The 14,280-nt window shown below is 64.2% G+C and carries 14 protein-coding genes; 1 reads left to right on the top strand and 13 read right to left on the bottom strand.

The annotated features are described in order from the left end of the window. Positions 1–74: 74 nt before the first annotated feature. The 5 genes from AC0Z35_RS13055 to rpsP form a co-directional block, all read right to left on the bottom strand. Complete coding sequence (locus AC0Z35_RS13055) at positions 75–830, bottom strand: ABC transporter substrate-binding protein (protein ID WP_046803691.1); 756 nt, start codon at positions 828–830, stop codon at positions 75–77. A 99-nt stretch (positions 831–929) separates the two neighbouring features. Beyond that, a complete protein-coding gene (locus tag AC0Z35_RS13060) occupies positions 930–1,634 on the bottom strand; it encodes a helix-turn-helix domain-containing protein (protein WP_046803692.1) in 705 nt (234 codons plus the stop codon). A 154-nt stretch (positions 1,635–1,788) separates the two neighbouring features. Further along, entirely contained in the window at positions 1,789–2,637 is an 849-nt protein-coding gene (trmD, locus tag AC0Z35_RS13065; RefSeq protein WP_485132100.1) for a tRNA (guanosine(37)-N1)-methyltransferase TrmD, read from the bottom strand. Continuing rightward, the gene (gene rimM / locus AC0Z35_RS13070) at positions 2,637–3,254 is read right to left on the bottom strand and encodes a ribosome maturation factor RimM (RefSeq protein WP_046803694.1); all 618 of its coding nucleotides are present in this window, start codon (positions 3,252–3,254) and stop codon (positions 2,637–2,639) included. Before rimM ends, trmD begins: the two co-directional genes overlap by 1 nt. 84 nt (positions 3,255–3,338) lie before the next feature. Beyond that, the gene (rpsP, locus tag AC0Z35_RS13075; RefSeq protein ID WP_006218566.1) at positions 3,339–3,599 is read right to left on the bottom strand and encodes a 30S ribosomal protein S16; all 261 of its coding nucleotides are present in this window, start codon (positions 3,597–3,599) and stop codon (positions 3,339–3,341) included. Positions 3,600–4,025: 426 nt separating this feature from the next. Between rpsP and AC0Z35_RS13080 the strand changes: the two genes are divergently transcribed. Next, on the top strand, positions 4,026–4,607 hold the full coding sequence (locus AC0Z35_RS13080; protein WP_104145710.1) for a hypothetical protein: 582 nt from the start codon (positions 4,026–4,028) through the stop codon (positions 4,605–4,607). Between the two features lie 150 nt (positions 4,608–4,757). On the opposite strand, the gene AC0Z35_RS13085 is transcribed toward AC0Z35_RS13080, so the two are convergent. From AC0Z35_RS13085 to AC0Z35_RS13120, 8 genes are all read right to left on the bottom strand, one after another. Continuing rightward, positions 4,758–5,027: a sulfurtransferase TusA family protein gene (locus AC0Z35_RS13085; protein WP_046803696.1), complete on the bottom strand. Its 270-nt coding sequence runs from the start codon at positions 5,025–5,027 to the stop codon at positions 4,758–4,760. After that, positions 5,027–7,651, bottom strand: coding sequence for an alanine--tRNA ligase (alaS, locus tag AC0Z35_RS13090; RefSeq protein ID WP_046803697.1), 2,625 nt, complete (start codon positions 7,649–7,651; stop codon positions 5,027–5,029). Before alaS ends, AC0Z35_RS13085 begins: the two co-directional genes overlap by 1 nt. 79 nt (positions 7,652–7,730) lie before the next feature. Then, positions 7,731–8,819, bottom strand: coding sequence for a PulJ/GspJ family protein (locus tag AC0Z35_RS13095; RefSeq protein WP_485132101.1), 1,089 nt, complete (start codon positions 8,817–8,819; stop codon positions 7,731–7,733). Further along, positions 8,816–9,433: a type 4 pilus major pilin gene (locus tag AC0Z35_RS13100; protein ID WP_120154634.1), complete on the bottom strand. Its 618-nt coding sequence runs from the start codon at positions 9,431–9,433 to the stop codon at positions 8,816–8,818. The genes AC0Z35_RS13095 and AC0Z35_RS13100 overlap by 4 nt, the downstream gene beginning before the upstream one ends. 77 nt (positions 9,434–9,510) lie before the next feature. Next, positions 9,511–10,593: a hypothetical protein gene (locus AC0Z35_RS13105; protein ID WP_046803700.1), complete on the bottom strand. Its 1,083-nt coding sequence runs from the start codon at positions 10,591–10,593 to the stop codon at positions 9,511–9,513. A gap of 50 nt (positions 10,594–10,643) precedes the next feature. After that, positions 10,644–12,416 carry an ATPase, T2SS/T4P/T4SS family gene (locus AC0Z35_RS13110; RefSeq protein WP_485132102.1) on the bottom strand — a complete coding sequence of 591 codons (1,773 nt, stop codon included), beginning with the start codon at positions 12,414–12,416 and terminating at the stop codon, positions 10,644–10,646. Then, entirely contained in the window at positions 12,413–12,877 is a 465-nt protein-coding gene (locus AC0Z35_RS13115) for a hypothetical protein (protein WP_485132103.1), read from the bottom strand. The genes AC0Z35_RS13110 and AC0Z35_RS13115 overlap by 4 nt, the downstream gene beginning before the upstream one ends. Continuing rightward, positions 12,864–14,279 (bottom strand): hypothetical protein, encoded by a 1,416-nt coding sequence (locus tag AC0Z35_RS13120; protein WP_485132104.1) that lies wholly within the window; start codon positions 14,277–14,279, stop codon positions 12,864–12,866. Before AC0Z35_RS13120 ends, AC0Z35_RS13115 begins: the two co-directional genes overlap by 14 nt. Between the last annotated feature and the right edge of the window lies 1 nt (position 14,280).

The raw sequence follows: 14,280 nt of genomic DNA on the forward strand, positions 1-14,280 counted from the left end.
CCGCCCGCCGACGCGCACGCACGCGCGTCAGCTTGGCAGTTGCTAAAACGTTGGTTGCCTGCAAGCAGCCGGCGTTATGCGCCGGACAGCCCCCACTTTTTCAAGATGGCGTCGATGGCGCCGTCGGCCTTGAGCTTGGCCAGCGCTTTATTGATGCGTTCCAACAGCGCGGTATCTTCCTTGCGCGTGGCCAGCCCCAGGCTGCCCATCACGGTAGGTTGATAGGCTTGTGCCATCTTCAGATTGGGGTAGTTGCCTTGCGTCAGGATGTAGGCGGCGATCGGGTAGTCCATGAACCCGCCCTGGATGCGGCCGGCGTTGGCGTCGCGCATCATGTCCGGCGGATTGTCGTACAGCTTCACTTCCTTGAACACACCGCTCTTCTGGATGGGTTCGACAAACGCCGTCCCCACCTGCACGCCAACGGTCATGCCCTTCATGTCCGCGAACGACTTGTATTCCTTGTTGTCGGTCTTAAGCACCATCAGTCCTTCGCCATAGCGATAGACCGGTTCGGAAAAGCTCACGACTTGTTGGCGCTGCGGAGTGATGAACATTGCGGCCGACACGATATCGATGCGCTTGGATGTCAGTGACCCAATCAATGCGGAAAACGCCATGGGTTCGATCTGAACCTCGAAGCCGGCCTCTTTGCCCACAGCCTTCACGATGTCCACCATCACGCCTTCGATGCTATTGGCTTTGGTGTCCAGAAACGTAAAAGGACTGCCGGTGGGCGTGGACCCCACCTTCAACACCGTTTGGGCTTGCGCGCCCGCGGCCATGGACAATGCTGCAAATACAGAGACAACAAGAGTCTTGAATTTCATGACATTTCCTCATCGTGGCAAAGAAGTCCGGGCAACGCCCTGCGTGTCCGGTGGCGCGACAATCCCCAGTGTCGTCGCGCGGATGTGGCTGCTGCGCGCTTATGGCGCCTGTTGCGTGTCGTCCCCCGCGGCTGGTGTGATGTTGGAAATGGCCCAGATGACCTCGGTCGTCTGCGAGCCGGGATTGCGCCAGCGTCGCGGCGTGCTGCTGGCATAACAAAAGCTGTCGCCCTCATTGAGCAGGACCACGCGATCGCCCACCCACAATTCCAGTGACCCCTTCAGCACAACACCGATCTGCTCGCCCTGCCCCGTCACGAACAGCTCGTTGCCGGTGGAGCCGCCGGGCTCGATGCTGGCGCGGCAAAGGTCCATGCTGCGGCAGGCCGGCGGCGTGTACATCTCTTTGCTGATGCCTTTTTCACTAAGGTCAATGAAGCGGTGCGTGCCGGCTCGCGCCACGCGGCCCCCATCTTCGCCCTGCGTCGGCTCGGCATTGCGCAGCAGCGAATTGACCGAGACATGAAATTCGCGCGCCAGCAGGTGCAGCACTTTGACGGAAGCGGAACTCAGGCCGCGTTCGATCTGGCTGAGCAAGCCCAAGGACATGCCGCAGGCACGCGCCACTTCAGCCAGTGAACGGCCTTGCTCTTTACGCAGCTGCCGCAGCTGTTGGCCCAGCCATAAGTCCACGGCGGACTCGGGCCGATCGGCCGGCAAGGCCTTCGACGCAGGCGACGACTCGGGATGGCTATCAAGGGCGGTCCGCGTCGAACGCGAGCCGCCAGGCTCGGATCTGCTCATGTGAAAATTTCACGGTGGTGTAATTTTCAATACTAAGGAGCACGCGAAAAGCTCACAACCTAGGAACATCCCTAGCGGTTGCGGGAGGGTGCCGGAGAGCGGACAGGAGCAGCAGAAGTTCGCGGCAACACGCCGGGACGCGGAAGCGAAATGCTCAGGACGCGTCGGGCGCTTCGGATTTTTTGGAGGGAGATGCGGCGGACCTGCGCCGGCGCTTGGGTGCATCGGCTGTGGGGTCGTACGTGCCGGCCAGCTCGGCCAGGTAGCGCTCGTCTGCCTTGTTCAGCCAGCCCTTGGCGCGCGCGGATTCAATCAGCTCCGGGCGGCGCGAGGCCGTCAATGCCAGCGAACGCTCTCGCCGCCAGCGGGCGATGTTCGCGTGATGGCCGCTTAGTAGCGGCGCGGGCACGGATTCGCCCTCGTAGACTTCCGGGCGCGTGTAATGGGGGCTGTCCAGCAGACCGGACAAGGTGTCGTTGAACGAGTCCTGCAATGCGGAATCGCCGTCGTTCAGCACACCAGGCAACAGCCGCACAGCGGCGTCGATGACGGCAAGCGCGGCTATTTCGCCGCCGGACAGAACAAAGTCGCCCAGCGAAATCTCGTGCGTAACGCAACGTTCAATGAAGCGCTGGTCAACGCCTTCGTAGCGGCCGCAAATCAAGATGATGCCGTCGCTGGCAGCCAGGGTTTCGGCGCCCGCCTGGTTATAGCGCTGGCCGACCGGAGCCAGTAGCGCCACGGGGGCACAGCCCAGACCTTGCGCGGCGCGCGCCTCCTGGGCGGCGTTGACGGCAGCTTCCAGTGGCGCTGCCATCATCACCATTCCGGGGCCGCCGCCGTAGGGGCGGTCGTCCACCGTGCGATGGACGTCCTGCGTGAAATCGCGAGGATTCCACGCATGAAGGGACCACCGGCCCTGGGCATGCGCCCGGCCGGTGACACCTAAATCGCGCACCACCCCGAACATTTCGGGAAAGAGCGTAATGACGTCGAATCGCATCAAAGATCCGCCGGCCAGTCGCTGTCAATGCGGCGAGCAGCCAGATCGACGGCGTGGATGTGCGCGCGTACGAACGGAACGAGCATTTCGGCGGGTCGGCCCTTGGCGTTCAGAATAGGTTCGGGCCCTTCGGCTCCAACCTTCTGGCACAAGACCTTCAAAACGGCATGAGCGCCGTTATCAAGGACTTCGTCCACCACACCAATCAGCGTGGGTTCACCGTCGGCGCTGGTATACAGCGCGCAGCCGATGAGGTCGACCCAGTAGTATTCGTCTTCTTTGGGCGCGGGAAAAGAACCGCGCGGCGCCTGGACGGAATATCCGCGCAAGGCTTCGGCCTGATCGCGGTCCGCAATACCCGCCAGCTGGGCCACCACTGTGGCGCCCTGTGAACGGGATTGCAATACCTTGATTGCGACAGGCGCAGACGCGACAGCGCCCCGCGCCAATTCAGGCACAGGGCGAGTCAACCACCATTGAGATGCTGAGAGCAGCACTTCGGCATTGGCCGAATGAGGCTGCACCTTAACCCAGCCTTTCACACCGTAGGCTGCAGTGATGCGGCCCAGCTCGATCAAATCCGTAGGCGCCGCGTTAGAGGTTGCGGCATCAGACATGTATCGTGCTCTTGGTAATTATGAAACAGCTAAGAATGGTAGCTTTACAGCTGAACTAACGGTTCGGTTGTACGACGCAGGCAATTAAGCTGCGGCGGAAACCTTAGCCGAGTAGTCCTTGACCAGACGCTCGACGGCGGGCGACAGTTGGGCGCCATTGCCGGTCCAGTACTGCACGCGATCCAGCGCAATGCGCAGGTTTTCCGTGCCTTCGCTAGCTACGGGGTTGTAGAAACCCACGCGCTCGATGAAGCGGCCGTCGCGACGGTTACGCGAATCGGTGGCCACCAGGTTGTAAAACGGACGCTTCTTGGACCCACCGCGGGCCAGGCGAATCACCACCATAGGTAATCCCTTGAATTAGTTGTGAAAAACGGGAAATTCTAGCACTTAAACAAGCCAGCTGGCAAATGCAGGTGCTGAATCAGTCGGGGCGGCGCAATTTGTATCGTAAAACACCGCATCCGGGTATTCTACAAAACGGGCCGAAGCCCGCCGCAGGCCAAAGTGTAGCCGCCTGGCCGCGCTTTCGCCCGCATTTCCTGCGAATCACCTTAGTGCGTTTGAAGAAATAACCGGTTGGAGAGATCGGATTTATGTCGTCCTACGCCAGACCCCCCGTTTGCCTGCCTTTCGCTGTGCCCCTTCGGCGCGGCATTTCCCCTGTTTTCCAATCTTCATCCTGACGACGGATTTACTCCTTCCGGCATCGTTACGCCTGTTCGTTCGTGTTTTTTCCCCCACACTTCCTCTCTCGGAGGGTGCCACACCATGAAGAACCCGACATCCGTCTTCAAACCCGTCGCACGCCTGGCCTTGACGGGCCTATTGCTAGGCACGCTGGCGATGCCCATCACCGCTTCTGCCCGCATCGTCGGCGCGGCGATGACCACCGCTACGGGCAAGGTCACCGCCGTGGACCCGGCCACGCGCGCCATTACCTTGCAAGGCAACAACGGCAATACGGTCGAGGTCGTCGCCGGCCCCGAGGTCCGCAACTTCCAGCAGATCAAACCGGGCGACATGCTGACCTTGGACTACTACGAATCCGTGGGGGTGGATGTGCGCCCAGCGGGTTCGGGCGCCCCCGAAGTCAAGACTGAAACGGCGGCGACACGCAGCGCCGACGGCGCCAAGCCGGGCGGCGCAGTGGGCCGCCAAACCACCATCACCGCCGAGATCTGGCACATCAACAAAAGCGCCAACCTGGTCACGCTGAAGGGGCCGCAGGGCGGCATGCGCACGATCCAGGTCAAAGACCCCGCCTTGCAAGCGCGCCTGCAACAGCTCAAGGAAGGCGACTTGGTGGATTTCACGATTACCCAAGCCGTGGCCGCGGCCATCCACAAATAAACCGAGCACCGGCAAAGAAAAGGCCCGCTTGATGCAAGCGGGCCTTTTTGCGGGTGCGTATCGGATAGCGGGTAGCGGATAGCGGAGAGCGGACTGCGGACCTAATGGCGCTTCTGCGCGGCGCAATCCGGGAATAAACGGCTGCGCCGGCTATCGGCGGCGCAAGTAATGCACGCCGCGCCCCTCGGCCTCGTGCTGCGCGACCAGCGTATTGCCGGTTTGACGGGCAAACGCCTGAAAGTCTCGGATTGCATTGCGGTCGGTGGTGACAACTCGCAGAACTTCGCCGCTGGCCATCTGCGCCAACGCCTTCTTGGCGCGCAGGATGGGCAGCGGGCAGGTCAGGCCGCTGGCATCGATCTCGTGCTCGAAAGCCGGCGCTTGCGCGCCGGCGTCGACACCGGTATCCGCGCTGCTCATCAGAGACGCTCGTCCACCCACTTTTGCACACCGGCGATGGCGGCCGGCAAGGCGGCCAGGTCGGTTCCGCCGCCCATGGCCATGTCCGGACGTCCGCCGCCCTTGCCCCCCACCTGGCTGGCAACGAAGCCAACCAGGTCGCCCGCCTTGATGCGGTCGGTCAGATCGGCGGTGACGCCGCCCACCACGCTGATCTTGCCGTCGGCCGAGCCGGTGGCAAGCAGCACGACAGCCGGCTTCAGGCGGTCTTTCAGGTTGTCGACCATGCCACGCAGGGCCTTCGGATCCACGTCACCAATGCTGGCGGCCAGGACCTTGATGCCCTTGACGTCGACAGCGGCGCTGGTCGCCAGGTCGTTGCCGGCGCTGGCGGCCAGCTTGTTGCGGGACTGCTCCAGGTCTTTCTCAAGCGCCTTGATCTGATCCTGCACCTGCGCGATACGCGCCGGCACGTCGGCCGGCGTGCTGCGCAGCATGCCGGCGATCTGAGTCAGCAAGGCGTTCTGGTTCTGCACCCAGGCCAGCGCGTTGTCGCCGGTAATGGCTTCGATACGGCGCACACCCGCCGCCACGCCCCCTTCGGACACGATCTTGAACAGACCGATGTCGCCGGTGCGGCTGACGTGTGTGCCACCGCAGAGCTCGCGCGAGAAGCCGATATCCAGCACGCGCACCGTATCGCCGTATTTCTCGCCGAACAGCGCCATGGCGCCGCCCTTGACGGCGTCATCGTATGCCATGACCTGGGCAACGGTGGGATGGTTGGCCAACACTTCAGCGTTGACGATGGCTTCGACGCGCGCGATCTGCTCGGCGGTCATCGGCGCATCTTGTGCGAAGTCGAAGCGGGTCTTGTCGGCATCGACCAGCGAACCGCGCTGCTGCACGTGCGCGCCCAGCACCTGGCGCAAGGCCTTGTGCATCAAGTGGGTGGCCGAGTGGTTGCGCACGGTACGCGCGCGGCGCACGGCGTCCACGCGCGCCAGCAGCGTCGTGCCTACCGACAACGAACCCGCTTCCAGCACTCCGTGGTGACCGAACACACCGTTTTGAATCTTCAGGGTGTCGGCGACGGCAAATCGTACGCCGTCGGCTTCCAGCAAGCCGGTATCGCCGACCTGGCCGCCGGACTCAGCGTAGAACGGCGTGGCGTCCAGCACCACGACGGCATTCTGGCCAGCCTGCACCTGCTGGACCTGCGTGCCGTCCACGTACAGGGCCGTGACCTTGACGTTGTCGAGCTCCAGCTTTTCGTAGCCTTCGAAGCGCGTTTCGGCGCCTTCGTAGCTCAGGCCTTCGGCCATCTTGAACTTGCCGGCGGCGCGCGCCTGATCCCGCTGGCGTTCCATCGACACTTCAAAACCCGCCATGTCGACTTCGACTTCGCGTTCGCGGCAGATGTCGGCGGTCAGGTCGACGGGAAAGCCGTAGGTGTCGTACAGGGTGAACAGCGTCGTGCCGTCCAGCACGCCACCCTTGGGCACATTGGCCAAGGCCGTGTCCAGGATGCGCATACCGTGTTCCAGCGTTTCGCCGAAACGCTCTTCTTCCTGCTTGAGCACCTGCGCCACGCGGTCGGCCATGTTGGCCAATTCCGGATAGGCTTCACCCATTTCGGCGACCAGATCAGGCACCAGGCGGTGGAAGAACGGCTTGGTCTGGCCCAGCTTGTAGCCGTGGCGCAAGGCGCGACGCACGATGCGGCGCAGCACGTAGCCCCGACCTTCGTTGCTGGGGATCACGCCGTCGACGATCAGGAACGAGCAGGCACGGATGTGGTCCGCGATGACCTTCAGGGAGTTGTTCTCGAGGTCCTGCACGCCCGTTTCGCGCGCGGCGGCGTGGATCAGCTTTTGGAACAGGTCGATTTCATAGTTGGAATGCACGCCTTGCAAAACGGCGGCGATGCGCTCCAGCCCCATGCCGGTATCGACACAGGGGCGCGGCAGACGCGGCATATTGCCTTCGGCGTCGCGCTCGAACTGCATGAAAACCAGGTTCCAGATTTCGATGTAGCGGTCGCCGTCTTCTTCGGGCGATCCGGGAGGACCGCCCCAGACGTCCGGGCCGTGGTCGAAGAAGATTTCCGAGCAAGGGCCGCAGGGCCCGGTGTCGGCCATCTGCCAGAAGTTGTCCGACGCGTAGCGCGCGCCCTTGTTGTCGCCGATGCGCACGATGCGCTCGGGCGGCACGCCCACTTCATTGGCCCAGATGTCGTAGGCCTCATCGTCTTCCTGATAGACGGTGACCCAGAGCTTTTCGGCCGGCAGCTTGTAGACCTGCGTCAGCAGCTCCCAGGCGTACTGGATGGCGTCGCGCTTGAAGTAGTCGCCAAAGCTGAAGTTACCCAGCATTTCGAAGAACGTATGGTGCCGGGCGGTGTAGCCCACGTTCTCCAGATCGTTATGCTTGCCGCCCGCGCGCACGCTGCGCTGCGAGGACGTGGCGCGCGTGTACGACCGCGATTCCTTGCCCGTGAACACGTCCTTGAACTGGACCATGCCCGAATTGGTGAAAAGCAGGGTCGGATCGTTGCCGGGAACGAGCGAGGACGACGGGACAATGGTGTGCCCCTTCGACTTGAAGAATTGCAGAAACTGGCGGCGAATCTCGGAGGATTTCATCGTGGATGACGCAGATTTAGGCGAATCTTTGATTATAGAGGGTTAGCGCGAAAGCGCGGAAAAGGCCGGTCCGGCTGCCCTATCTGACACACACATATCCCGTCGTCCACCCTTCCGTTTCCGTCCATTTTCCGCCCGCGGACACGATGACCCCGGCAAAGCCCGGGGGACAGGAACACTGCCCTGTCACGGGATTGGCCGTCGACACGCCGGTGTAATGCCTGCACCCGCGCGGATGATTGAGGCTGTAGGCGCCACCAAAACCGCTTGATGCACGCTGCCAAACCCCAGACTGGCACGTCAACAATTCACTTTCGTGGGATGACGCCACGGTGCCGACCCCAACGTTGCAGGGGTGGCCGGCCGTGGCGCGGGCGCCCACGGAAAGATACCCGCCTGCGATGATCGAGGATGCCGCGGTGAGCGACCCCGCCAAGCTGGGGTCCCGCGCATCGCCAATTTTTACGTACGGCTTCAGGTCCGGCATGACGGGCTGGACGCTGGTCTCGGCTTGTCCGCCGATGCCCGCCCAGAGCGCCACCGTGCCCGCCGCATAGGGCGGGGCGTTGGCCAAGGGGTTGGGAAAACTGAAGGCCGGCCCCCGCACCCGCCCGGGCGCCTCGGGCCACACCGCGCCCGCATACCCTTGCGCAGCGTCGATGATCGTGGAGATGCCGACCAGGTCCGGCGTATGCGTTCCCTTTTTCAGCACGGGCGTGTCGGTGTAGATCAGGGCATCAAGCCGGCAGCGCGGGCCGGGGCACGCGTCGTGTCTCACGATATGAACCCGCACGCCGAATCCCATCGCCGTGCGCACCGGAAAATCAGCGGGCAAATATGCCTGCGTGCGCAATTCCGCCACGGTGGGTGCAAACGGGTCCGCGAACAACGGGGCTCCGCCCTCGCCCACCAAAGGGCCGCCCTTGGATAAGGCGTCGAAATGGCGCTGAAGCGTTTGCGCCATCGCCTGTCTGACCTGCATCAGCCACACGCCCGTGGAGCGCGCCGCCGCGTCTTCGATCCGCTGGACGAGCTGGTTTGACGCCCAGATCGCAATCATGGACGTCAATGCCAGCGCCACCGCCAGACCGACCAGCGAGAACCCGCCTTGGGGCCGGCATGCGCGCGGCGACCCGCGCGCGCCCTTGCCAAAGAGCGGCGGCGTCATCTTGCGGTGAAAGTGAAGGTGTTGACTTCACCCTGGCTGCATTGCGCCTGCGCCAAGGCGGCGCGATACGGCACGTCGGGAACGGCCAGCGCGTCTTTCACGACTTTTGCGCCCGTGCCGCCGCCTATGGAGATAGCTTCCGAGACCCGTTGCAACACCGAGGCCAGCGCTGGGCACGCAGCATGGCTGACGTTAGTCAGGGTGACGACGAATGCCGACCCCAGCCCGCCCCCGCCGGACGCGGCGGCCGCCACCTCGACCACACCGTTGCGGCCCGTTCCGCTGCCGCCCAGACCGTGCACCACCCGTGCCGACGCCCCACTGCCCACGACAGCCAGCACGCTGGAGTCGCGCAGCGCATTCGCCAGCGCGCCGGTGTCCAGCCCCTCGTACGGCGTCACGCCACCACCCTGGGCATTGATTTTCATGCTGGCAATGAAACGCTGAATTTCCTCCCCGACCTTGGGCACCTTGTTTTCGATGACATAGGCGCCTATCGCCGGAATCCCGACGATGGCGATCAACAACACGATGGCGGTCACGATGGACACCTCCATCAAGGAAAAGCCCCGCTGCCGCGTTATGCGGCATCGACGCCGGTTTTTACTGTTCATGGGTATTCGCTGCATCGCTGCCTCCGTGGATAAATGAAATGTGCGCGAGTGGTGGTTCGGTACAGTCCTGCCCCGCGCTACTGACTTGCATAAAAATTCGTAAGGGCGCGCCGCAACTCGTCAATGACGCCGTAGTGCCAAAGCGTGATGCCCAATACCGTTGCCAGCGAGGCGACAAGCAGCGACCAACGCAATGCGGTCGCCTGTCTGCGCACGCGCGCCAGCAGGCGAGCTTCGACACGCTGGCGTACTCGCGCCAAGCCCGCTTCAAGCCCCAACGCATCCATCATGTCGGCCATGTACCACCAGGTTTCCTGGTCCAGCATGCCGGTGGCGAAGATGTCCGGCCCGCTATCGCCCGCATCAATGTGGTCCAACATGGCTTGCAGATGCGTGTGCAGCCAAGGTGACGCGCCCCCCGCCTGCACCGACAGCGCACGACGAAGCCGGGTGTCCGCGGACCCGCGTTGCCGGATCAGCACAGACAACAGGCACAGAAAGCGAATCGCCTGAAAGTCGCGATACAAGCGCCATAACAGCCATCGGTCCAAAGCGGCTCTGGCACCGCCGGTCAGGTTGGGCAAGGACCAGAGGCTTAGCAAGGCGATGCCCAGGCTCAGCACCAGCCATAGCAACAGCCACTGATCCAGCGCGCCCGCCAGCCCGAACAGGTTGCGCGTCAAGCGGCCGTAGTCTTCCGGCGGCACCAGCTGGAAGACCGATTGCAGGCGCGGCACGGTGAAGTACGGAATGGCGCATAGCAACGCAAAGGCGACCGTGGCCGCGACCACTCCCGCGGCAGCGGCAGAGGCGACGGCCAGCCACGCTTGCCCCGCCAAGCGGACGGCCCCGGCAAGATCGCGCAACGCAGCGGCAAGGTCACCGCCCTCTTCCTGCACACAACTGACAAGACGACATTCGTCCAGCGGCAAGGTGCCAGACCATGCGACACCAAGATCGCCCCCTTCCTCCTGATAGGAAGACGCCCAATGTCGGGACAAGCGGCCACGCACTGTTCGCGGGCCATAGCGGCGCGCATCGTCCTCGAAGATGTCGCGCAGACTTTTACGCCCCTGCGTGCCCTCGATAAGATCGGCCAGATACGCGTAATAATCCGCGCGATGAGGCCGAAACCTTAGTGCGTCGAACCATGGCGACATGCCCTGCCCTGTGATTCGCGGCCACCCGCGAGCAAGTGTTTGCGGTCGGTTCATGAGGCGCCTCGCGGGGTTTGACACACAGCCGCCGCCGGCGCCCCCATCGGGACATCGAAACGCCGCAACAGCGCGCGCGGGTCTACCTCGCCAGTGCTGACCTTAAGCAGTGCACAGTGCAGCGCCCGTGCCCCTCGCGTGGCGGATTCCCGCCAGTCTTGCCCAGCCGCCTCCGGCTCCGTGCCCGACTGAAAACCCGCCTCGCGCACCAGCTTGTCCAGCCCGGCGTTATCACGGGCGCGCACGCGGTCCAGAAATCCGTCCAGGCGCTCGGGCTCGATCATTTCGGCCGCTACACAGCGACCCGACGTGCCGTTCAGCTGCGACAACTGTGGGCGTCGGCACGCCGGGCATCCGTCCGCGTTCCTGACCCGTAGCTGGCCGGCATCCAACTGATAGGTGATCTGAAGTGCGTGCACCCACGCCCGCCAACCCGCCGCGTCGTACGCCGCGTAGGCGCCTTCGACGCCCCCAACGGCATCAGCTGCCCGCCAGAGGCTGTCCACCGGCAACGCGCACGCCGGACACAAACGCGGCAACAGCGTCTGATAGACCAGTAATTTCAAAATGCCCGGCGTGGCCAGGAAATCTCGCGACACCCCGATGGCATCCGAAGCAAGGCGTTCGGGAATCATGGCGGCCGCGCCCGCATGGGTCGTGGCGTAAAGGCTGATGCCCGAACTGGCAAGGTCCATGAACGCGCGGCCCGTATTGACGTCACGGATTTCACCGATCAGCAGATCATTCATGGCCGAGCGCTTGATGGTCTTCAACTTGGCATCGAATGACGCCCAGGCGGATTCCGCCAACGCACCACCCAAGGTGTTTTGCAACGCATTGGCGATGATGTATTCCACCGGGTCCTCCAACGTTATGACCTTGCGCGTGGGGTCGATACCGCGCATCAAGGTCGCGATGGTCGTGGACTTGCCCGACCCGACCACGCCGGCCAGCACAATGGCGCCGCCCTCGCGGTCACGGGCGCGTAGCAAGGTGGCGATTTGCCCGGGCGGGTAGCCCAGGGTCTGGAGGTTGCCGTCGGCCGTGGCGTCCAGGCGCAGGATGCGCAAGCACACCGACGGCCCGGCATCGGCGGCCAGAGAGGCCCATCGCAACACGATCGGAATGCCATCGACCACAAAGGCCAATCGCCCTTGCTGTTCAAGCGCGGGGTCGAAGACGGCGCCATTGCCGCCGCGCACGTCCATCCAGGCCACCGCCAGCACCTCCAGCAGCGTGTCGTTCGACAACCCGGCGAACCGGTCCGTGGACACGTAGTCGCCGTTGATCGTGTAGCGGATGTCGCAGGTCTCGTTCCGTCTATTGACGTTGATATGCACATCGCTGGCGCCCTGCAAGACGCCCCAGCGAACAATGTCCAGGAACAGCGCGGCCAGGGCAGATGCGCGATCCGCCTGAGGACCGGCGCCCGATCCGCCCACGCCGGACGCTGTCAATTGGCCCCGCGCAATCATCAGGAGCAAGGGCGCGGGCAACTGGTAACGCAGGGGCACGGCCAGGCGGTAGCCGGCCGCAGCCACCATGCGCTGCAACTCGTCGATGGCATCGCCGTGAACATATTCCTTGACCGCGAAGATGGCCACCTCGCCACTGTCCAGCAAAACCGGGCACAGCCTGCCGGCCAACGAGGCCAGGTCGAACTCGCGGGCCAGCGCCCGCACAAGCGCGGGGGTCAGCCGCGCGATGTCATCGAGGGTGCCCAACAATGGAGGCGGCTGCCAGGGGCTTGGAATAACGCGCGGGCTCATGGCGTTGCTGCTCCGATATCGACGCAAACGGTGTGGTCAAGATCGTCGCGGCGCAAATGCACGCAGGCGCCTTCGACGGCCAGCAGTCGATAAGCACGCGCAGAGTAGGCGCCGGCGACCGGGGCTTGGTGGCCGGCCCGATAGCGCAGTAGCGCGCCGTTGATAACGACGTCGACGTTAAGGCGGCGGGTAGATCCGTAAATGGCCGCCACGCGGATGGCGTCTACCTGCCGGGCGGTGGGCTCGTCGGGCTGTGCCGTCGCGCGGCCCGACGGGCAGATGCCGGGCACACGGCAATCGGCCAGCGCGGCAGCCGCGTCGGCACGCAACAAGGTCTGCACCGTTTCAACCTCCGGCCAGGGCCGGGCGTCTTCAAGCGGCGGCGTTGTTGCATGTGAGGCCCCGCCGCCGCATAGCGCCACGAACGCAATGGCGACAAGTCCCGGTTTAGTCTTGTTCATAGAGATCTCCTTGCAGTTCGGCAATCAGCGTGCTGGCCACCAAGGTGGGCTTGGCCTGTGCTTGGACGCCCACCACAAGACGAGACCAACGCGCGGGCGTAAGCGCGGGGGTAAGCGCGGCAGGGATAAGGCCGATCGACCGCAACGGACCTTGGAGACGCAGCGCGCGCCGTCGCAATACCGGGAGGGTCTGCGACGGGGGGACTTGGGCGCCAACGACCGATGCGTTCGACAACGACAGCGGCAATGCCACCGCCGACGCCAGCGACACTGACGCGAATGCAGGCTGCAAGCGCTGCAATGCGGCCACCAGTTCGGTGTCGACATGCAAGCCGCTAGGCAGCGCCAAGGCAGTCAGAGGAATAGGTTCGGATGCCACGCGCCACGCTAACGTGGCTTCGTCCAAGGGCTTGAATGAGACCTGCCAGCCAGCGGGCAGCCGCGCGTACAAGCGTTGATTCGTCGCGAAACGGTGCGCGCGCGCATAGACCGCCGCACAACGCCAAACGCCCTGGCCGGCATCGCACTGCGCGCGGCGTAGCGCCCAGCCCTGAACCTGGATGGGCAACAGTCCCACACTGCGTAGCAGCCGCGCGACATCGTTCGGCCCATGCGCGGTCAGGGCGCCCAACATAGCCTGATGGGCGCTTTGCGGATCGGGTGGCGCGGAATCCTGAGCAGGCGCTGCCGCCCAATGGGACAGAACATAAGGGACAACAGACCGCCAAACCGGCGGCGCAAGGGCCGCCATGGCGACGCACAGCAGGAACAGACGCAGTGCAAACGGCACGCCCGCCCAGCGCGATGGCAAAGGCGCGAGGCGGGCGCCCGAATCCACCGCGCTGATCAGGCAAGCCCAGATGGAGTCGGGATCGTGCGCCGGTAAGCCAGGGCGTTGTTCTTGTAACCGCGCTTGCGCCTGCAACGCGTCATCGTGAGACACAAACACACGATCCGCCTGGGACAGCACCACACCGTCCTGAGCCGCGACCAGCCAGTACCGACCATCAGGAAGCGCGATGAGGCAGTGTCCGCCGGACGGAAACCGCAGCGCGTAAAGCTGCGCGGCAGCCAGGACGAAGGGCCTTGCAGGACGGCGGGCCGCGCGACCAGGCGCGGCGTCCGCTGCCCGATTGCCTACGTGGCCGTCTACGTGTTTGCCTACGCGATTGCGCCACCATTCACCAGCGCGTGCACGCCGCATTCCGCGCAGGCGCCCGTACCCCGCCATCGTTGCAGGCGAACCGCCTACGACGACGTGCGTGGCGCGCAACCGGCGCCCACGCGCGCGCGCAAGGGCCTGCGTGTCGGAGCCGATCAATACCAGCCATCGCAGGCCGAACGCCAGGCGATGGCCGGCGCCGGGGCAGTCAAGCAACAACGGGTCGGGGGCTCGTTTCATG

Source organism: Achromobacter sp. 1L-A-4-B-C2 (assembly GCF_057291955.1).

Excerpts from the sequence above, each read along its gene's own strand:
- AC0Z35_RS13055 (WP_046803691.1), bottom strand. The coding sequence starts at position 830 with ATGAAATTCAAGACTCTTGTTGTCTCTGTATTTGCAGCATTGTCCATG.
- AC0Z35_RS13060 (WP_046803692.1), bottom strand. The coding sequence starts at position 1,634 with ATGAGCAGATCCGAGCCTGGCGGCTCGCGTTCGACGCGGACCGCCCTT.
- AC0Z35_RS13115 (WP_485132103.1), bottom strand. The coding sequence starts at position 12,877 with ATGAACAAGACTAAACCGGGACTTGTCGCCATTGCGTTCGTGGCGCTA.
- AC0Z35_RS13100 (WP_120154634.1), bottom strand. The coding sequence starts at position 9,433 with ATGAACAGTAAAAACCGGCGTCGATGCCGCATAACGCGGCAGCGGGGC.
- rimM (WP_046803694.1), bottom strand. The coding sequence starts at position 3,254 with ATGTCTGATGCCGCAACCTCTAACGCGGCGCCTACGGATTTGATCGAG.
- rpsP (WP_006218566.1), bottom strand. The coding sequence starts at position 3,599 with ATGGTGGTGATTCGCCTGGCCCGCGGTGGGTCCAAGAAGCGTCCGTTT.
- AC0Z35_RS13120 (WP_485132104.1), bottom strand. The coding sequence starts at position 14,279 with ATGAAACGAGCCCCCGACCCGTTGTTGCTTGACTGCCCCGGCGCCGGC.
- trmD (WP_485132100.1), bottom strand. The coding sequence starts at position 2,637 with ATGCGATTCGACGTCATTACGCTCTTTCCCGAAATGTTCGGGGTGGTG.
- AC0Z35_RS13080 (WP_104145710.1), top strand. The coding sequence starts at position 4,026 with ATGAAGAACCCGACATCCGTCTTCAAACCCGTCGCACGCCTGGCCTTG.
- alaS (WP_046803697.1), bottom strand. The coding sequence starts at position 7,651 with ATGAAATCCTCCGAGATTCGCCGCCAGTTTCTGCAATTCTTCAAGTCG.
- AC0Z35_RS13110 (WP_485132102.1), bottom strand. The coding sequence starts at position 12,416 with ATGAGCCCGCGCGTTATTCCAAGCCCCTGGCAGCCGCCTCCATTGTTG.
- AC0Z35_RS13095 (WP_485132101.1), bottom strand. The coding sequence starts at position 8,819 with ATGACGCCGCCGCTCTTTGGCAAGGGCGCGCGCGGGTCGCCGCGCGCA.
- AC0Z35_RS13085 (WP_046803696.1), bottom strand. The coding sequence starts at position 5,027 with ATGAGCAGCGCGGATACCGGTGTCGACGCCGGCGCGCAAGCGCCGGCT.
- AC0Z35_RS13105 (WP_046803700.1), bottom strand. The coding sequence starts at position 10,593 with ATGTCGCCATGGTTCGACGCACTAAGGTTTCGGCCTCATCGCGCGGAT.